The 20,522-nt window shown below is 30.3% G+C and carries 18 protein-coding genes and 1 pseudogene; all 19 read right to left on the bottom strand.

The annotated features are described in order from the left end of the window. Window positions 1-204 precede the first annotated feature (204 nt). Window positions 205-1,971 (bottom strand): efflux RND transporter periplasmic adaptor subunit, encoded by a 1,767-nt coding sequence (locus L0U72_RS11130; RefSeq protein WP_193701959.1) that lies wholly within the window; start codon window positions 1,969-1,971, stop codon window positions 205-207. Continuing rightward, a complete protein-coding gene (locus tag L0U72_RS11125; RefSeq protein WP_193701960.1) occupies window positions 1,961-2,452 on the bottom strand; it encodes a DUF305 domain-containing protein in 492 nt (163 codons plus the stop codon). Before L0U72_RS11125 ends, L0U72_RS11130 begins: the two co-directional genes overlap by 11 nt. After that, window positions 2,334-2,822 carry a hypothetical protein gene (locus tag L0U72_RS11790; RefSeq protein ID WP_193701961.1) on the bottom strand — a complete coding sequence of 163 codons (489 nt, stop codon included), beginning with the start codon at window positions 2,820-2,822 and terminating at the stop codon, window positions 2,334-2,336. The genes L0U72_RS11125 and L0U72_RS11790 overlap by 119 nt, the downstream gene beginning before the upstream one ends. Before the next feature lie 200 nt (window positions 2,823-3,022). Next, on the bottom strand, window positions 3,023-3,310 hold the full coding sequence (locus L0U72_RS11785; protein ID WP_193701962.1) for a DUF2911 domain-containing protein: 288 nt from the start codon (window positions 3,308-3,310) through the stop codon (window positions 3,023-3,025). A gap of 4 nt (window positions 3,311-3,314) precedes the next feature. Then, window positions 3,315-5,801 carry a heavy metal translocating P-type ATPase gene (locus L0U72_RS11110; RefSeq protein ID WP_193701975.1) on the bottom strand — a complete coding sequence of 829 codons (2,487 nt, stop codon included), beginning with the start codon at window positions 5,799-5,801 and terminating at the stop codon, window positions 3,315-3,317. 12 nt (window positions 5,802-5,813) lie between these two features. Beyond that, a complete protein-coding gene (locus L0U72_RS11105; RefSeq protein ID WP_193701963.1) occupies window positions 5,814-7,163 on the bottom strand; it encodes an APC family permease in 1,350 nt (449 codons plus the stop codon). Between the two features lies 1 nt (window position 7,164). Beyond that, window positions 7,165-7,458, bottom strand: a complete 294-nt coding sequence (locus tag L0U72_RS11100; protein ID WP_193701964.1) for a phosphoribosylpyrophosphate synthetase — start codon at window positions 7,456-7,458, stop codon at window positions 7,165-7,167. A gap of 13 nt (window positions 7,459-7,471) precedes the next feature. Continuing rightward, window positions 7,472-8,305: a universal stress protein gene (locus L0U72_RS11095; protein WP_193701965.1), complete on the bottom strand. Its 834-nt coding sequence runs from the start codon at window positions 8,303-8,305 to the stop codon at window positions 7,472-7,474. A gap of 6 nt (window positions 8,306-8,311) precedes the next feature. Further along, on the bottom strand, window positions 8,312-8,803 hold the full coding sequence (locus tag L0U72_RS11090) for a YybH family protein (protein WP_193701966.1): 492 nt from the start codon (window positions 8,801-8,803) through the stop codon (window positions 8,312-8,314). Window positions 8,804-8,823: 20 nt separating this feature from the next. Beyond that, window positions 8,824-9,381 (bottom strand): potassium channel family protein, encoded by a 558-nt coding sequence (locus L0U72_RS11085; protein ID WP_193701967.1) that lies wholly within the window; start codon window positions 9,379-9,381, stop codon window positions 8,824-8,826. 259 nt (window positions 9,382-9,640) lie between these two features. After that, the gene (locus L0U72_RS11080; RefSeq protein WP_233899262.1) at window positions 9,641-10,093 is read right to left on the bottom strand and encodes a heme-binding domain-containing protein; all 453 of its coding nucleotides are present in this window, start codon (window positions 10,091-10,093) and stop codon (window positions 9,641-9,643) included. After that, entirely contained in the window at window positions 10,094-10,708 is a 615-nt protein-coding gene (locus L0U72_RS11075; RefSeq protein ID WP_193701969.1) for a DUF3347 domain-containing protein, read from the bottom strand. It lies immediately after the preceding gene. Window positions 10,709-10,752: 44 nt separating this feature from the next. Continuing rightward, complete coding sequence (locus L0U72_RS11070) at window positions 10,753-13,101, bottom strand: multicopper oxidase domain-containing protein (protein WP_193701970.1); 2,349 nt, start codon at window positions 13,099-13,101, stop codon at window positions 10,753-10,755. 74 nt (window positions 13,102-13,175) lie between these two features. Next, window positions 13,176-13,742, bottom strand: coding sequence for a helix-turn-helix domain-containing protein (locus L0U72_RS11065; protein ID WP_193701971.1), 567 nt, complete (start codon window positions 13,740-13,742; stop codon window positions 13,176-13,178). A 3-nt stretch (window positions 13,743-13,745) separates the two neighbouring features. Next, window positions 13,746-14,981, bottom strand: a complete 1,236-nt coding sequence (locus L0U72_RS11060; RefSeq protein ID WP_193701972.1) for a TolC family protein — start codon at window positions 14,979-14,981, stop codon at window positions 13,746-13,748. A 1-nt stretch (window position 14,982) separates the two neighbouring features. After that, entirely contained in the window at window positions 14,983-18,744 is a 3,762-nt protein-coding gene (locus L0U72_RS11055; protein ID WP_193701973.1) for an efflux RND transporter permease subunit, read from the bottom strand. A gap of 110 nt (window positions 18,745-18,854) precedes the next feature. Next, entirely contained in the window at window positions 18,855-19,268 is a 414-nt protein-coding gene (locus L0U72_RS11050) for an HYC_CC_PP family protein (RefSeq protein WP_193701974.1), read from the bottom strand. 80 nt (window positions 19,269-19,348) lie between these two features. After that, window positions 19,349-19,543 (bottom strand): tyrosine-type recombinase/integrase, encoded by a 195-nt coding sequence (locus L0U72_RS11805; protein WP_369801378.1) that lies wholly within the window; start codon window positions 19,541-19,543, stop codon window positions 19,349-19,351. A gap of 52 nt (window positions 19,544-19,595) precedes the next feature. Beyond that, window positions 19,596-19,925: pseudogene (locus L0U72_RS11040) on the bottom strand (type I restriction endonuclease); the annotation flags it as partial. Window positions 19,926-20,522: the final 597 nt, after the last annotated feature.

Raw genomic sequence — 20,522 nt, 5'->3', positions numbered from 1 at the left:
AATTTACTTTTTCAAGTAGTACTAAAAATATTGAAAAATAAAAGTTAGATTGTCTTCCTATAAAAAACCGAATAATTTATATTTTAGATGAACATTTACAAATTAAAAACCTTATTTTATTTAAATAATTATGTTCAAAATATCCTATACTTCTAATTATATTTTAGATATTACACTACCCCATAAAATTAGTTTTTTAATCTTCTATTCTATTACCAGTTTTATTTCTCCACATTTAAGCATTGCATTACCATAATATGGGTTCATTATTCTTTCTTCTTTGCTTAGCCAATATGCGCCTTTATTATTATTTACCATAGGACAAAATTCTACAAAGACTTTTTCATTGATACCAAATGATTGAAGAGTATTTATTAAATGTGATGAGAGGTATTTAAAATGATTTCTTTGATCTTTTACATCTGACGTTATAGAAATAGATGTCGCAGAATATTTTATTTCTTTTACTAATGACATCCAATGTGTGTGATCATTATTATCTTTTAATAATTTCATATCAACTTTAGATACATTTTCTAATATCATTTTCGAGACTGACATTGCTTTATTAGCATCATCTTTAACCAAAGCATCTTTTAATTCGATATAAGCATTAAAAACTGTTTTCAGTTGATTTTGAAATTCTTCTGAAACTTCTATTCTTTCCTTTTTACTAAAATTATTTACAGCTGATGAAGTATTTTTATCCATTCCAGGATGTTTTTCGTGACCCGTCATTACTTTACCACTTTTTTGATTCATCATTGACTTTTTACCCTGTAATTGTGCTGCTGCATCTACAGTAAACGTTCCGTTGGTTACAATTTCATCGCCATTTTTAAGACCTTTTAAAACTTCGTAATTAGTTCCATTTCTATTTCCTAATGTAACTTCTTGCATTTCAAAAATCGGTTCATTGTAATTCGATTTTAAATATACTACAGAGCGTTCTCCTGTCCATAAAACTGCGGATGCTGGAACAGTTACTATTTCTTCATTACTAACATTAATTCCTTTAATTTTTCCTTCAACAAACATTCCTGGTTTTAATTGATTCTTTCTATTATTAAGTACAGCCCTTAATTTTACAGTTCTTGTTTTTGTATCTAAAACAGGGTCTATAAAATCTACTTTTGCTTTAATTTCTTTATTCGAATTTGTGGTTATAGAAATTTCTTGTCCTTTTTTAAATAAACCAATCTGATTTTCATACACATCAAAATTTGCCCAAAGTGTGTTTAAGTTTGCTATTTTAAACAAAGGTTGCCCTTGTTTAATAGACGCTCCTTGTTCTACTAACTTTTCTGAAACTGTACCAGAAACAGTAGCATACACAGGAAAGTTTTCTTTTACTTTACCAGAGGTTTCAATTTGATTGATTTGCTTTTCTGAAAGTTTCCATAATTTTAGCTTATTACGAACAGCTTTGTATAAATTGGGTTGTGTTTCTTTAAGAGAGGAAGCTGTTATTAATTCTTGTTGTGCAGCAAATAATTCAGGCGAATAAATTGTTGCCAACAATTGTCCTTTTCTAACTTTTTCACCTGTAGAACTAATATTCAACCGTTCTATTCTTCCAAAAAAATAACTAACCTGAACTGTATTTGCTTCTTCATTTTCCACAATTTTTCCTGATAATTTAAGCGCATTGTCTTCTGCTTTAAAATTTCCAACAGTAGAAGTTTGAATGTTAGCCAAAGCCATCGCATTTTCTGTCAGCTTAAATTGGTCTGCCATTAAACCTTCTGTACTACTTTCTGCAGGAATTAAATCCATTCCACAAATAGGACAATCGCCAGCTTCTGGTTGCATTATCTGCGGATGCATAGAACACGTCCATATTTGATTTTTCTCTGATGTTTCAGAATGAATATTGGTAGTATTATCAGAAGAATTTCCGAAGAATAAGTAACCCAATAACAAGCCAAAAGCAAGTATTCCTAAATAGTTTGCTATATTTTTATTTTTCATTTTCTAAACGTTTTATCATTTTTATCATTTCTTCGATTTCTTTTTTCTGCGCTTTAATAATATCATCTGCCAATTTTTTAACTTCTGGATCTTGAATATCTGCATGTTCACTTGTTAATATTGCAATTGAATGGTGTGGTATCATTGCTTTCATCCAAAGAACATCATCAACTGTAGATTTTTGTTCACGTACTAATCCCAAAGCACCTAAAAAAAGTACCACACTACCTATTAAAATAACAATGTTCTTCTTTTTATTTTTATACATATTTCGCATAAAAAACCACATAATTAATGCCATCGTAGAGATGCCTAAACAGACCATATAAAAACGTGTTAAGCTAAAATATACGTGGTCAAATTCATATGTGTTTAAATACATTGTGATATACATTGCTATAAAAGAGCAACCTAACATTAAATAGAATTTTGTGTAATTGCTCATTCCGTTTTCTTTGTTTGAGTGTTGATTTGATTCCATAATTTTCTTTTTTATTATTAATGATTATTTTCTTTAATTTTCTAATTGATGGTGAGAATATAAACCATAATGTAAAACCGCTTAACACAGTAATTAATCCTAATAGTGAAAATGCTATTAAAACGATTGTATTAAAATTATCTTTTCCTTGATAATCCATTGTATGTGTCATCCATAAAAAATTGAACCAACGCCAATCTCGATGTCTTACCGTTTGAAATTCCCCATCAATAATAGAAATATAGGCCTTAATAGCTTCGTCTGACTTGTATGATATTACATAAGCGGGTAATATTTTTTTTCTGTATTCGTGGTGTTTATCCGTTTCATCAATTTTATCAATAGAAGAAACTTCTAAACCTTCTTTCATATAATTTTTGGCAACATACAGCGCTTCTTCTTTGGTTATATTTGTTTTTATACTACCGTTTATGGCATCAAATAATTTTAAATTATTTACCCAATAATAAGGTGCATTATTTAGGTCTCTTAATTCAATGGTATTAATACCGCCAGAAATAGCAAGTGAAGTAGGACTTATAAGTTTACTAAAAGCTTTAGGTTGATAGTTTAAATTTTTAAATTGATCTCCGTGAATTTCATCAATATCTGTCCAACTAAACCACCAAAAATTATTCTTCCTCTAACACCAGGAGAAGAATAATCCATATGAATAAGAGCATCACCAACCATTGCCATAGTAGATTGATGTGGACTTAATACTTTCTTTTTTGGTATATTCTCTTTCACTGATTTTGTAGGATGGTTTTTATGTTCATAATTATCTGTTTTTTTAGTTTCATTTTTACAACTAAAGATTGTTGTTATTAATATAAGTACGATTACTAATTTTTTCATATAATTATATTTTAATTGTTTTTAACCTTAATGCATTAACAATTACAGAAACCGAACTAAAACTCATTGCTAATGCTGCAATCATTGGAGATAATAATATTCCGAAAAAAGGGAATAAAACACCTGCCGCAATTGGTACACCCAATATGTTGTAAATAAGTGCAAAAAATAAATTCTGTTTAATGTTTCTCATTACACCATGACTTAAATTTCTTGCCTTAACAATACCGTATAAATCTCCTTTAACCAAAGTTATCATTGCACTTTCAATAGCAACATCAGTTCCAGTACCCATTGCAATACCAACATCACTTTTTGCTAAAGCTGGTGCATCGTTAATTCCGTCTCCTGCCATAGCAACAACATTGCCTTTTTCCTGTAATTTTTCTACTTCTTTTAATTTATCTTGAGGTAACATACTCGCTTTAAAATCAGCCAAATTTAGTTCTGTTGCAACTGCTTGCGCTGTATCATGATTATCTCCTGTAAGCATAATAACTGCAATGCCCATATTTTGTAATTCTTTAATGGCTTTAGCACTTGTTTCTTTTATTTTATCACCAATAACTACATACCCAACAATGTTTTGAGCAACTGATAAATAAGAAACTGTTTTTCCTTGTTTTTGAAAAGAAGCAGCTTTTTCTTTCATTTCTGATGAGATTTTTGCGTTTGCATATTCCATCATTTTAGGATTACCTAATGCTACTTTTTTATCATTAATAAGGGCTTCAACACCTTTACCAGTAACAGCAGAAAAAGAATTAGATTTTAAAATTTCTGCATTTTGATCTTTCCCATATTTTACAGTAGCTTCTGCTAAAGGATGTTCACTATTTGAATTTAAAGAAACAATATAATTTAAAACCTTATTTTCAGTATAATTATCGTCAAAAGAACCAATTTTTTCTACAGTTGGTTTTCCTTCCGTAATTGTTCCTGTTTTATCAATAATTAGTGTATTTACTTTGTCTAATTTTTCTAAAGCTTCCGCATTTTTAATTAGCACCCCATTTTGAGCACCTTTACCAACACCAACCATTACAGACATTGGTGTTGCCAAACCTAATGCACAAGGACAAGCAATAATTAAAACTGCAATTGCATTTACTAATGCATATGCTGGTTCTGGGCCCCAAATTGCCCAAACAATAAATGTAATCACAGAAATTAAAACGACTATTGGAACGAAGTAACCAGAAACGGTATCTGCTAATTTTTGAATTGGCGCACGACTTCTACTGGCATCGTTTACCATATGAATAATTTGAGAAAGTAATGTATCACTACCCACTTTTTGGGCTTTCATTAAAAAAGACTGATTCCCATTTATAGTTCCACTACTTACTTTATCGCCTTCTGATTTGTTTACAGGAATTGGTTCTCCAGTAATCATAGATTCATCAACAGTTGTATGTCCTTCTGTTATTTTACCATCGACAGGAATTTTATCACCTGGTTTTACTTTTAAAATATCATCTAATTCTATTTTATCAATAGATACTTCTACCTCTTCGCCAGCTACTATTTTGGTTGCTTTATTAGGTGCTAATTTTAAAAGTTCTTTTATAGCAGAATTTGTTTTACTATGCGCACGAGCTTCTAATAATTGCCCCATTAAAACCAATGTTAAAATTACAGTTGTAGCTTCAAAATAAACATGTACAGCACCAAATTCAGTTTTAAATTGATCTGGAAAAACATCAGGAAAAAGCATTCCGAAAACACTAAACAACCAAGCTACACCAGCACCAATGCCAATAAGTGTAAACATATTTAGATTCCAAGTTTTTATACTTTTATAAGCACGTTCAAAGAACATCCAAGTCGCATAAAATACTACTGGAATTGATAATACAAACTGAATCCAATTCCAGTTCTTCTGCTCTAAAATATCGTATAATGGATTATTAGCCAGCATTTCGCTCATTGCTATAAAGAAAATAGGTAATGTAAACGTAACTGCAATCCAAAACTTTTTAGATAATTTTTTATATGCTTTTTCTTCGGCAGAACTATCAGCCTCCATTGGCACTAAATCCATTCCACAAATCGGGCAATCACCAGCTTCATCTTTTACAACTTCTGGATGCATTGGGCAGGTCCATTGTTCTGAATTTGTAGTTGATAAATTTTGTTCTTCCACTAAATCCATACCACAGACTGGACAATCACCAGGTTTTTCATACGTTTTTTCACCCTCACAATGCATAGGGCAATAAAAAGTACCAATTCCTTTAGGAACTTCTTTTTTTTCTTCTTTTATATGATGGTGTCCTCCTTGTTTGTGAATACTATATCGTCCACCATCATTTTTTAAAGCTTCTTGAAATGTTTCTAATTTAATATGAGCATCCATTTCTATAGTTGCTTCAGCTTTTTCTAAATCTACAGATGCTTTAGCAACACCTTCAACTTTTGAAAGTATTTTTTCTACGTGACTTCTGCAACCATTGCAAGTCATTCCTGTTATTTTATATGTGTGTTTCATCATTTTTAAGTTTTACATTTTCATCATTTCTTCTTCATCCATTCCCATTTTCATATTTCCATCTTTATCTGTGTGTGATTTCATGAAAAGAAATTGAAACAGGAAAACAAGAGCTATTCCTATACCTGCTACTACAAGTACAAAAGGGTCGTTAACATATTTTAAATAAATGAATGCTGATAAAATAACAATATCCATCACTATTGCTATTATTGGAATAACTGGATTAAATTTCACTTCTTTTTTAAGGTACCTAAAAAGCCCCCAGTGAATAGCAATATCCATTATTAAATAAAAGATAGCACCAATGGAAGCTATACGAGTTAAATCGAATAAAACAGTTAGTAGTATGGCTAAAGAAACAGTAAAAATTAACGAAGGGTTTTTAAATTTCTTCATTTTGTTCATGTCAGGTACTTGTTTCATACTACCCAACATTCCCAACATTCTTGAAGCAGAATATACGCTGGCAATTACTCCAGAAACTGTTGCTACAATTGCCAATAGAATTGTTAAAATTGAACCCCAATCACCAAACAAAGGTTTTGCTGCTGCTGCTAAAGCATAATCTTTTGCTACTATAATTTCTTCAATACTTAAACCGCCAGCAACCGACAATGCTAAAACAACGTAAATAATTGTACAAACAGCAATTGAAATAATAATGGAGCGCCCCACATTTTTATGTGGGTTTTTAATATCACCACCTTGATTTGTTATCGTAGTAAACCCTTTAAAAGCAAGAATTGACAATGCCAAGGCAGCCACAAATCCAAATCCTTCAGGTAAGGCTTGACTATTATTTGCTACATAATTACCTGTTATAGTTGGTAAACCTGAAATAATTAAACCAGAAATTGCTAACAATGCAATACCTGCTACTTTAATAATTGCTGTAAAAGTGGCGGTAACTTCAATAATTTTATTACCAGAAATATTTACTATATACGCTACTCCAATAAGAATTACACCTAATATGGATGCATATCCTGAATATTCTTCCGGAAATAAGCGTAAAGTATAAGCACCAAAAGTACCTGCAACTAAACTTTCGGCGACTACCATTGATATGTACATTAGAAGAGAGAAAGATCCTGCAGCTGTTCCAGGACCAAAAGCTTTTGTTAAAAATTTTGCTACACCACCAGAAGAAGGATATGCGTTTGAAAATTTAACGTAAGAATACGAGCTAAAACCAACTACAATTGCGCCTGCTATAAATGCAATTGGAAACAAATCACCTACTAACTCTGCAATTTGACCCATTAGCACAAAAATACCTGCGCCAATCATTACACCTGTACCCAAGGAAACAGAGCCTAATAATGAGAGTTTTTGGTTTGTTTTTTTTAGTGTTTTCATTTTATTTTAGTTTTTTTCGCATTGCTTCAGAAATATTTTCGGCATAAACACCATAAGCATCTACCAACAATCCTTTAATTCCGTTTTTAGATGAAATGGCGTAAAGAACGCTGTTATCATCGGTACTGCTCATTCCTTCAAAGCGATGCATCTCATCTACATTAAAATCTTCTGGATGTAATTTTAGTTTTAAGGCGTTACATTCTATATGTTTTGGGCACAAGTTTAAGTTATACGTGTATCCGTTTGCTTGTAAAGTGTTTATTGCTTCAGAAAGAGTGTCGTAGCTTTTCATTATTTTAATTTATTTATAAATGAATTGTCATCACAGGTTTTTTCGAGTTATTTGTAATGTTTTCTGCAATACTTTTAGAGAATATATTAGACAAACCACTTCTATTATGCGTGTACATTGCTACTAAATCTACTTCATTATCTTTTTGAAAAGTTTCTATACCTTTTAAAATGGTAGATTCATTATAAACGTGCATTTCATAATTTTCTAACTCTGGAAAGTTTGTTAAAAATTCTCTTATTGGCGCTATGCCATTTTTAATATTATTAAAATCTTTATTTGTATTGATATTTAATAAGTGAATTTTTGAATTACATTTCCCTGCTATTTTAACAACTTGTTTAAACGAATTAGACATATCTTCCTTAAAATCAGAAACAAAAACAATGTTTTTAAAAGGAAATAGTGTAATCTCTTCTTTAACAACTAAAATTGGGACGTGGATATCTCTAATAATTTTTTGAGTATTACTCCCAAAAAATTGTTTTGAGAAATCTTCTTGTGTGCCTTTACTACCTGTTATTATGAAGTCGTGATGAAAATTGTGAGAATGTGCAGAAATTGCTTTTACTTCTGAAATAAATTCCAAGAAAGTCCTCGATTTTAAACCTTTGTGTTCTGCATCTTTATCAAGACTTCTTAACTTGCTTTTGGCAATGCCAATCGCTTTTTGAGTATCAGGATAATTATGCTCGTCTGTTTTGTTTAACTTAACCCAGTCTACTGGTGTATGTATTTGATGTAAAAAATGAATTTCAGCATTAAAAAGTGTGGCAATTTCAATTGCTAAATGAGCTGCTTTATCACAAGTTTTTGAAAAGTCTGTTGGAACTAAAATGTTTTTCATAATCAATTAGATTTTTAGTTTTTTAAATGAGGTATGAGAATGAATTATCTTCCATTTTCCATCAATTTTTTGCAATATTGATGTTGCTACTCCCTTACTTTTAATGGTTCTTTCTTTTGTGTCCTTGGTTTTATTACCTTTTAGAACTATTGTGTAGATGTAATTTTCAGTTGTATAAGCGTATGTCGAATTTATAGTTGTCTGAATTTCATAATCAGAAAAAATAAAACTCTTAAAATGTCCTAATTCTGGTCCCAAATGATGATATATATATTCCTTGTAAGTACCTTCTAATTTTCCTTGCTCGAATATGATAGCATTTGGTGTAAAGAGTTCAAAAGTGCCTTCTGTTGTTAAATTTTGTATTGCATCTTTATAAGCTTTCATTACGGTTTTTACTTCTTTTTTGTCTTTAATGTTAGAAGTGTCCTGTGCATTTGTAAGATTAACTGTTAAAAGGAAAACAGTTAATAGAGTAATAAATTTAAGTACTTTCATAATTTAAGTTTTAAAAAGGATTATTTGTTTACATGGATTCTATTGATGTTTGCAATACCAAAAACTAAAACGAAAAAGCTTAAAACAACTTCTAAAATAACAATTAGTTTTCCTGCTATAGAAATGGGTACAATATCTCCATATCCAACAGAAGAAAAGGTTATAAAACTGAAATACAAAAACTCGAAAAATTGTAATAAAAACGAATTATTGGGAATAGTTTCGAATTTAAAATTTTCTGAATTTAATATATATAATGCCTGGTAATCTGCTGAAAATGATAACACAATTAAAATAATTAAGATCCCAAATAAAGTAAGAATGTGTGTCAGTTGATGACTTTCTCCTATTATTTTGCTTAATTGTGTAAAAGTTAACTTTACGATAAAAATGGTTTTAAAAAATGCCAAACTAACAATTAAAAAAGGTAGAAATATACTGTCAGAATCTACAACAATCCATAAGGTATAACTTAAAGATGAAGCAATAACTATACTGGTAGTAAGTATCACTTTTTTAAATAGTTGTTTATAAAAGTCTGTACTTTTAGATTTTTCTACAGTGTTTTCTTTAGGCATTTTAACTTATTTATTAACTAAATAATTGAAGTACAAATGCACCACCAACTATTAAAAATAATATTATATATACTATATAATTGAACCATTTTTTTATATTAGACTTATTTTCTGTGTCTTGAAAACCGTTTTTACAACATTCTTTCATTTTAATATTTTATTAAAATAATACCAAAAAATGAGAGTTAGACTGTATCCAATCAACCAAAAAAATAAGACTTTCTCTCAAGTTCAAGTATCTTCTACTAATTTTTTATTTTTATAAACTATCTTTTAATTGGGCGATAAAATTGATTATTTCATTCGTTTCTTCGCTTGAGAGCTTTGCATCTCTATGAATTAACGTGTAAGAATTTAATGGCATTTCTCCGCTTTCTATTTGTTTAATAATTAATCGTAATTTGCTGGCTTTTCTTCGATTTGATAATGACTCCCATTCATTAAAATTTAATTCTTTTTTACCATCTTTAATATGTTCTTCTAAAAACCAAGCAACTGGTTGTATTTTATTATACCAAGGGTATTTAGTGTTGTTGCTATGGCAATCATAACAAGATACTTGCAAATTGTTTTTTATATTATTTGGCACATTATTTACCAACATAAAATCGGTTACTGGTACAATATCACTTTGGTTACGTTCTGTGGGAATAAATTGTATTCCCACAAAAGCGACCAATAAAATCAACAATATGATTTTAACAGTTTTCATTTAGTTAATTTCTCTTTGTACTTTTCCGCATTTAAGCATTTTACTGCCATAATAAGGGTTACGCACTTCTTTATTCATACTTAACCAAGCACTTCCTTTTTCATACATTGGGCAATATTGCTCATATAATTTATTAGAAGCACCAGATATGGTAACCATATCTATAATGTCTTTACTTAAAACCTTAAAGTGTTCTCTTTGATGTGCTATTGGGCTTTTAGAAATATGCTCTGCGTGTTCTTTAGCATCAATAATAATATCTTTTAATTCTGATTTTTGAGCATCAGTATATTTAGAAACATCAAAATTGCTTAAACTTTTTTCTAATGAAGCACCCAATTCTTTTGCTTTTGATTCATCATCTGCTACTAAAGCATTTTTTAAATTGAAATAAGCGGTTAAAATTGCTTCGGATTCGGAGTTTTCTTTTTGATTCACCGAAATTACGGTTTCTTTTTTATCCTTACTATGATGACCATCATTAGCATTATGATTCATTTCTGAATGATTTACTTCATTTTTACTTTGTTCTTTCTTGTTGTTTTTACAAGAAATTGCTGTAAATGTCATTAATACAAGTGCTAAAATTGCTGTTGTTGTTTTTACTGTTTTCATTTTATTTGTTTTTAAATTTATATTTGATTTACTACTATTCATTATTAAAATCTTACTGATAATCCACCACCACCGCCAAAACGATTGTCGTAACTCGCCATTAAAGAGAAATTTCTTGATAGCATATATTCTGCTCCTGCGCTCCAAACTGTTTCTGAAGTGAAATCTTTATTTGTTGGTAAAGTGTCAACAAAACCTAAATCTATTTGATATTCATAATAACCGAAAACAGACAGTTTAGGGAAAATCATTATACTTCTTCCTAATCCAATTCTTGGTCTTAATTTATTATCTACTCTAACATCTAAATTGAATAAGTAAGGTGTTAAATAACGAAGACCAACAACTGCTGTAGTATTTAATTTATCTAAACTACCACGTGTTTCATTTTCTATATTTACCCCACCAAATACTCTTAAATAATCGTGTAGATAGCGTTCATAAGTAAATTCTCCTTCCAAATTTTTGTTCCATCCGTATTCGAAAGATGCATTAAATTGATTTCTTAAATTAGAAGTTGTTAAATTAATTGCTGTGTTATTTGAAGCAATATCTGCCAATCCCCAAGAATACCATTTATCTGTTTCTGCGATAATTTTTGAAGCTGTAAATTCGTCCATTCGTGGGTCTCTTGGTGTGTCATAAGACATTACTCTTGCCATACCACCCATCATATGGTAAAGAATGTGGCAGTGGAAAAACCAGTCGCCAGCTTCATCGCCATTATTTCCATAAAACTCTAAAGTTACTTTTTGCATTGGTGGCACATTTACTGTATGTTTTAATGGTGAATAGTCTCCATTTTTATTCAATACTCTAAAAAAGTGACCGTGTAAATGCATTGGATGGTGCATCATTGTCAAGTTATTGAACGTAATTCTTGTTACCTCTTTATTATTTATTTTGATATTATCAGCTTCAGATAAGGGAACACCATTCATACTCCAGATATATCGATTCATATTTCCTGTAAGGTTTAATAGAACTTCTTTTACAGGAACATTTTTATCGTAGTTGGTTTTCTCTGGCGACTTCAAATAATCGTAATTATATTCAGCAAATAAATCCATTCCTTCCATTTTTATTGCTGGCATAGTATTCTCTTTTTTCATATCCATTCCTGTCATATTAGAATGGTTCATTTTACTCATTGCTACAGTATCTTTTGGTTTGTTCATATCCATCCCAGACAATTTGGAATGATCCATCTTCATTTCTCTATCCATTTTCATTCCTTTCATTTTATCCATCTGCATACCATATTCATCCTTCATTTTAAAACGTTCATCTTTATTTGGACGATATTTTAATGCGTGTGCACCCATTTTCATATCCATTTTAGCCATTTTCATCATCATTCCAATTTTGTCTGGCTTCGGAATTTCTTGTGCTTTTAAAACTTTACCAGTACCCAAAAATGCGGATGCTGTTCCAGAACCATCTTGTGCTGTAATTCTGAATTCTATTTTTCCTTCTTCTGGAATAGTTACTATAAAATCATAAGCTTCTGCTATACCTATAAAAGTTTTATTCTTTTTAACAGGTACAACATCTAATCCATCTGAAGAAACCAATACAGGTGTTTCACCACCAAAAGTCATCCAAAAAGAAGTTGAAGCACCACCATCAATAATTCGTAACCTTACTTTTTCGCCCGGTTTAAATTCTGGATACTCAATGCTTTCTTCCCCATTAATTAAAAATGCTGGATAATATACATCTGCAATATCTGCTCCTTCCATACGTTGTCTCCAGAAATTAAGTTGTGCACCAAATGCTCCACGAGCAATCACTTTATTTAATGGTGTAGCTGTTCCTTTTTTGATGCCATACCATTCGTTTCCTCTTTTCAAATTTTTAAGAACATTCATTGGTTTTTCGTTGGTCCAGTCTGATAACATCAACACCAATTCCTTATCATATTCTAACACTTTTTCTTTAGGTTGAATAACAATGGAACCATAAACACCACTTTGTTCTTGTAACATCGTGTGAGAATGGTACCAATAGGTACCAGATTGTTTTATTGGGAATTCGTATTTCTGTGTATGCCCAGGTTCTATAGGTGGTGTATTTAAATAAGGAACACCATCATAAAAATTTGGCAATAAAAGTCCGTGCCAATGCACAGAGGTTTCTACACTCATTTCATTTTTTACATAAATAACAGCATATTCACCTTCTGTAAATTCTAAAGTTGGTCCAGGAATTGTCCCGTTAACGGTCATTCCCATAACATCTTTTCCTGCTTTATTTACTATAGCTTCACGTAAGGTAATCGTGTGTTCTCTTACGGGAAGGTTATTTATATTTCCTTCTATTACTTGTTTCTCTTGTGCAAAAACTATGGTAGTTAAACCAATAAGAAATATTGAAATTATTTTAGTTTTCATTTTATTATTCATTTTATAAGTAATCAAAGTTACTACTGAACAAAAAGGTATTGTATTATAATTATGGTTCATATCTACACAATTTGGTCTAAAGGATTCCTATAATTTCTCTGCTCATTTTTGTAAGATGTCAAGCTCATACCAGTTTCATTTTTAAATTGACTACTAAAATGGTTTACATTGCTATAATCTAATTGCTGACTTATCCCTGTAAAATTATTTTCTTGCAATTGAATCAACTCTTTTGCCTTTTCTATTTTTAACTTTATAAAATATTTTTCAATGGTAATATGTTCATTCATAGAAAATATTTTACTGATTTTTGAGTACTCTAAATTCAATTTTGATTCTAAATATTTAGAAAGTGTTTTTTCTAATTGTAATGGTAATTTCTGCAATAATTTAATAATTGTTATTTTAGTTTGTTCTACTAATTTTTCTTCCTGTCCTAATAAAATTTCAAAACCATTTTCTTCTAAAGCAGCCTTAATTTTTTTGAAATCATCTTCTGATTCTTCATGGAAGATTATAGTACCAAGCTCAATATGTTTTAGCTCAATATCTAACTTTTCAAATTTAGTTTTAATGAATATTATACAGCGATTACACACCATATTCTTTATGAATAATTTCTTTTCCATTGGTTAATCAGTTAGATAATTAATAATCGTTGTTTGTATGAAGTAAGATTTAATAGACTTAATTTGATTCATTTCAAACTTCAATTGTAACTCTTGAATATCTAATACATCATTAAAATCAATTGTACCTGTTTCATAATTTTTAATTAAAATTTTCTCGGCATCATTGGCTTGTTTCAAGTTCTTCGTTTGCGTTTGATAGTTTATTCTTGTAGAAATACGATTGTTTATGGCTTTATCTAAAAGAATTTCTAATTTATTTTTACGGTCTTGTTTCTGTGCCAAAATTTCTTTTTGTTGTAAGCGATTTTGTTTGGTTTTTGATTTGTAACTATTATTGAAAATAGGTATCGAAATAGAAACCATTGGCATTACAATATCTTTACCATTATCGCTAAAATCCATATTAGAGCGTTTTGAAACGTTGATATAATCCAACCCAAAACCAATCATAGGCGCACTTTCTTTCTGATTTAATAATTCTGATTTTTCTATGGATTGATACATTTTATCGTACTTTAATAATTCTGGATTTACAAATAAATTATCAGTATTAATATCAAAGTTTTCAGAAGGGAAATTCAAATCATTAATAACATTTACTTTAATTGCTTTATCACGATTTAACAGCTTGTTAAAATTAGTTTGTTCTGCTAAAAATTGTTGTTCTAAAACATCTTTTACTTGTTGCATTTCATTTTGTCTCATTTGTAATCGTAAAACATCTACTGCAGAAGCTTTGCCAACTTCAACAGACGTTAAGGCTAATGTTTCGTAAGTTTCGAGGAGTTTTATATTTTTTTCTAATACCTTTTGATTTGCCTTATTTGCATACAAATTATAATAGGACTGCGAAACGGAAGTAATTAGTTTACGTTTTGCAATTACAATATCTTCATATTTAGCATCTGCCATAGAAGAAATATAATTTTCTCTTGAAGTAATTGTACCAAACCAAGGCAACATTTGTTTTATTGAAATCTTAAAACGTTGTGCGCCTGTCCTTGTTTCTGGTTCACTCACAAAATAACCTGCACCAAATTCAGTGTTTGGTAACGTGTTTACCCCGTTTACTTTCTCGGATGCAATATTATATTGCAATTCAAATTTTTGAATTGCTGGGTTGTTAGCCATTGCTTGTTCCAAATAGCTTTTTAGTTCTTGACTTTGACTTTTTATAACAAAGAAAATAGTACAAAAAATAAAGAATTCTCTGAATAGTTTATTTATATTTTTCATATTAATCTGCAATTTGTCTTGATTCTTGATGCTCTTTTTTCTCTATTCTTTTCAATTTAATCTCTTCTCGCCAACTATACAAAACTGGTAAAAGAAAGTAAGATGTAATGTCTATGACCATTCCTCCAAAAATTGGAATTGCCATAGGAATCATAATATCGCTTCCTTTTCCTGTGGATGTTAAAACAGGTAACAAGGCTAAAATTGTAGTTACAGTGGTCATTAAACAGGGACGAATTCTTTTTTCTGCAGCTTCTAAAGCTGAAGCTCTAATACTCTTTTTATCAGCAGGTTTTTCACGTTCAAAAGTTTGTGTTAAATAAGTTGCCATAACTACACCATCATCTGTAGCAATACCAAACAATGCAATAAAACCTACCCAAACTGCCACACTTAAATTAATAGTTTTCATATTGAAGAGATCCCTCATATTTTCTCCAAAAAAGCTAAAATTGAAAAACCAATCTTGACCATATAACCAAATCATAATAAATCCACCAGCAAAGGCAATTGTTATTGCTGTAAAAACCATAAGTGATGTAGAAACCGATTTAAACTGAAAATATAAAATCAAGAAAATAATTGCCAATGCTAATGGAACTATAACAGACAATGTTTTTTCTGCACGTAATTGGTTTTCATAAGTTCCTGTAAATTTATAGCTGATTCCTTTTGGCACTGTTAATTCTCCTGAGTCTATTTTTTGTTGAAATAAAGCTTGTGCATTTTCAACTACATCAACTTCTGCAAAACCATCTATTTTATCAAACAAAACATAACCTACTAAAAAAGTATCTTCACTTTTTATCACTTGTGGCCCTTGTTCATATCTAATGGTTGCTAATTCGCCTAAAGGAACAGGGTTCCCTTTTTCAACAGGAATATAAATATCTTTTATAGATTCAGGGTTGTTACGCAATTCCCTTGGATAACGAACTCGAATTCCATAACGTTCTCTACCTTCTACAGTTTGGGTCAACTGCATTCCACCAACTGCAACTTTTAAAACATTCTGAACATCCTCAATAGAAATTCCATAACGTGCAATTTTTTCTCTATCAATATCAATCAGTAAGTAAGGTTTTCCAACAATTCTATCCGCAAAAACAGCTTCTACTTTAACACCTTCTGCTTGTTTTAAAAGGCTTTCTAATTGCAGTCCAAAAGCTTCAATTTGTTTTAAATCTTGCCCTTTTACTTTTATTCCCATTGGTGCACGCATTCCTGTTTGCAACATGACCAACCTTGTTTCTATTGGCTGTAATTTTGGAGCAGAAGTAACACCTGGTAACTTGGTAACTTTCACAATTTCATTCCAAATATCATCTGGAGAATTAATTTCTGGTCGCCAGTTTCTATAGAATTCGCCATCATTATCTTCAATAAGTTTGTCGTGTTCAAGTTTTGTAAAACTTGCATTTTCTGAATTATTTGGGTTTTCAATAAATTGTCCGTTTTTCAATTCAAAAGCACCTTCATTATTTATTTTATAACGCTGTCTTTTTCCTTCTGAATTACGCATATATTCAGTTTTATACTGAATCATATTTTCATACATCGATAAAGGTGCAGGATCTAAAGCGGATTCCGTTCTCCCAGATTTCCCAACCACAGTTTCAATTTCTGGAATAGTGGCTACTGCCATATCTAATTGCTGTAAAACGCGTTTATTTTCTTCGACACCAGAATGTGGCATTGAGGTTGGCATCAATAAAAAAGAACCTTCATTTAAAGAGGGCATAAATTCTTTACCTGTGTTATAAAATATCCAAAATCCAAATACAAGAACTGATGTTGGTATCGTTAAAAACAAGAGTTTATTCGCTAATGCCCACTGTAGAATTTGTCTATAATAGTTTTTTAAAACCGAGAATATACCTAAAATACCGAAACAAATAATGGCTACAAAAATCAAGTTGATGAAGATACTTCTGTCAAAACCTAATGGTCGCCAATATTCTGCAAGTAAGAATATAATAGCAGTACAAGAAATAATGATATTTATAAGATTGCTTTTTTTCTCATTCAGCTTTCCTAAAACAGCAAATAAACCGTTAATTCCAAAAGCAATTAGAATACTTCCTAACCAAAACCCACTTATTATAATTACAATTCCAGCAACTATTAAAGTGATGTTTTTAATATGGCTAAAAGATTTTTTAAGTTTTGTTTTTCTGAATAAATATGCTGCAAATGGCGGAATTAAAAATAAAGCAATAACCAAAGATGCAGATAATGCCATTGTTTTGGTAAATGCTAAAGGTCTAAACAATTTACCTTCTGCGCCAATCATTGTAAATACAGGCACAAAACTTATAATTGTAGTTAAAACTGCTGTTAATATTGCTCCAGAAACTTCTGCAGTTGCATTGTAAATTATTTGATCTGTAGTGTATTTTGTACCATCTTCACTGCTTTGCAATTTCTCATCATCTAAATGACGAATCATATTTTCGGCGAGAATTACGCCAACATCAACCATTGTTCCAATAGCAATTGCAATTCCTGAAAGTGCTACAATATTTGCATCTACATTAAATAGTTTCATCGTAACAAATACCATTAATACAGCAACAGGTAATAAACCAGATATTAAAATAGAAGCCCGAAGATTAAAAACCATTACAATAATTACCAAAATGGTAATCAGAATTTCTAATATTAACGCTTCATTTAGTGTGTCTAAAGTTTCTTCAATTAATTCTGTTCTATCATAAAAAGGAACTATTGTTACTTGTGATGTTCGTCCGTCAGCTAAAACTTTAGAAGGTAAACCTCCTTTTAATTCTTCAATTTGAGTTTTTACATTTGTAATTACTTCCATAGGATTTGCTCCATATCTCGCAACTACAACACCACCAACTACTTCTGCGCCTTCTTTATCCAACAATCCTCTTCTTGTTGCTGGACCTAAAGAAACTTTACCAATATCTTTTATTTTTATGGCTATAAAATCTTCTGAAGTAACAACAGCATTTTCAATATCTTCAATGGATTTTATATAACCTAAACCACGAACTAAATATTCAGCTTGATTTATTTCTAAAGTCTGTGCTCCAATATCTTGATTACTACTTTTAACTGCTTTTACAACTTGATTTAAGCCAATTTTGTATTGTCGCATTAATTCTGGATTTACATCCACTTGATATTCTTGAACATAACCACCAATTGAGGCAACTTCGGAAACTCCACTTGCTGATGACAAACCGTATTTTACATAGTAATCTTGAATACTTCGTAATTCTTGTAAATCCCAACCACCAGTAACATTTCCTTTTTCGTCACGACCTTCCAAAGTGTACCAAAAAATTTGCCCCAAACCTGTAGCATCTGGTCCCAATGCTGGATTAACACCTTCTGGGAGTAAATTACTTGGTAATGAATTTAGCTTTTCTAAAATTCTACTTCTGCTCCAATAAAACTCAATATCTTCCTCGAAAATGATATAGATACTTGAGAAACCAAACATAGAAGAACTACGAATTGTTTTAACTCCTGGAATACCAAGTAATGAAGTTGTTAGTGGATAAGTAATTTGGTCTTCAATATCTTGTGGAGAACGACCATCCCATTTAGTAAATACAATTTGTTGGTTTTCACCAATATCTGGAATGGCATCTACCGCAACAGGATTGCTTGGTAAAAAAGGAATATCCCAATGAAAAGGTGCGTTTACAGTTCCCCATCCAATAAAAAGGGTAAGCATTAAAACTGCGACAAGTTTGTTTCCTATTAAAAATTTAATGCTTTTATTGAGCATAAGTTTTGATTATTAAATAATTAGACAATGGTATTTGTGAAAATACCGCATACAAAAAAACATCCTTATAACATTGCAGTTATAGGACAATAAAGTCTATTTATTAAAAATCAAATTAAATATGTCTCGTCAAGTTTGTAGATATTCTTGACAATGAGAGTTGGTGGATACCCTGAAAATGAAGTTGTATTTTGTTGTAAACCTTCAAAAAGGTTGATATAGGTGTAAATAAAAGAAACAACAAATTTCTGTTGTTCAAAAGAAAGACTATCAAAAGATACCTTTAATTCATCTTGACCATTAACAGCTACTTGCTTATCACTACAACAGCTCTTTTTAGTAATAGAGCAATCTTTGCTTGAAAGTTTTTGCATTTCCATTCCGCAATTTTTTGCTTTTTGGAATATTGCAGTATCTACTAATTCATCACCACAATAATGCATATCCACTGTAAATGACATTGTAGAGAATAACACTACAAAAGTCATTACAATTGACATTATTTTATGGAATATTTGTTTCATAATTAATTACAAATATACAAAAATTATATAAAAATTATAAATTCAGCACAATTATTAAATTATTGAAATAAATTAATAATTTATTTCAATAAATTTTCAAATCGACTGCCTACAACTCTGGTATAGTTAACAGCATGTTTTGGGTCTCTATGACCTAAATAATATTGAATTAACCTTAAATCACACACTTTATTTGCTAAATAGAATCCATAAGAATGTCTTAATATATGCGGGTGAACATTTATAATTGAAGTTTTGTCCGCAGTAGTTTTAATTATGTAATTTACAGCTTAGTCTTACTAAGTGGTAAGTTTCTTTCATTTACAAAAAAACAAAAGAATCTCCATTCGAAGTAAATACAAATGGAATTTGTAAAATTTCAGAATATTCTAAAGCTTGTTGCATTCCATGTCCAACAGCTTTTTTATTATCTTTTGATTCAATAATTGCAATCGGAATATTTGGCTTGTAATAAAGTATGTAATCAGCTCTTTTACTTTTACCTCTAGTATATAATTTACCTTGTACAATGATACGTCCATCTGTAAAAGAAACTTCTTCTCTTACTTGTGTTCTCATATTCCAGCCAGCTTTTTCAATAGCAAGATTTATAAACTTTGTACAAATATCTCTTTCACTTAAACTTTTCTTATTCATAAGGTTAAAAATAAGAAAACAAAATGATATTTAATTAATAGGCTCTTAAAATATTAGAAAACAAGTATTATTTTTCGTTTATTCTGTCTTCTCGTAAAATTCATAAAATTCTCTTTTTTAGTGAATTAGAATACTATTTACTTTGCGCATAAGTATCTAATCTTAAAGCCTGCTAAAGGATTTATAAACTTTAACACAAAGTGTATAAAAGGTTTTAAAAAGTGCTTAAATCGGCTAATTACAATCCTTTCTGCTTTTTTCGGAAACTTCGGATTTTTCGGATATTATGGATTTTTTAAGAAAAGAGAAATGTACTGAAAAGGGAATTTCTCTCTAAGATACTCTAAGAGTATCTATAATACTCTAGCGTTTTTTTTACTTTCAGAAAGCCCTTTATTTATAGTACCTACAGACGTTTTTAAAAAATAAAATTGCACTGAAGTACGTAATCATTGCATCAAAGTACGTAAAAACAGCCTTAAATTGCATTAAAGTACGTAGTCATTGCATCAAAGTACGTAGTTTGATTATTTTTGTTTATCCTGCTTTACTCCCCAACACGATTGGCTTAATGATTTTAACCATCGTATTTACCTT

Origin of the sequence: Tenacibaculum piscium (assembly GCF_021390755.1) — a bacterium.
GTDB classification, from domain to species: Bacteria; Bacteroidota; Bacteroidia; order Flavobacteriales; family Flavobacteriaceae; genus Polaribacter; species Polaribacter piscius.
Note: the sequence above shows the minus strand (reverse complement) of the source record. Positions and strands in the feature narration are given on the sequence as shown.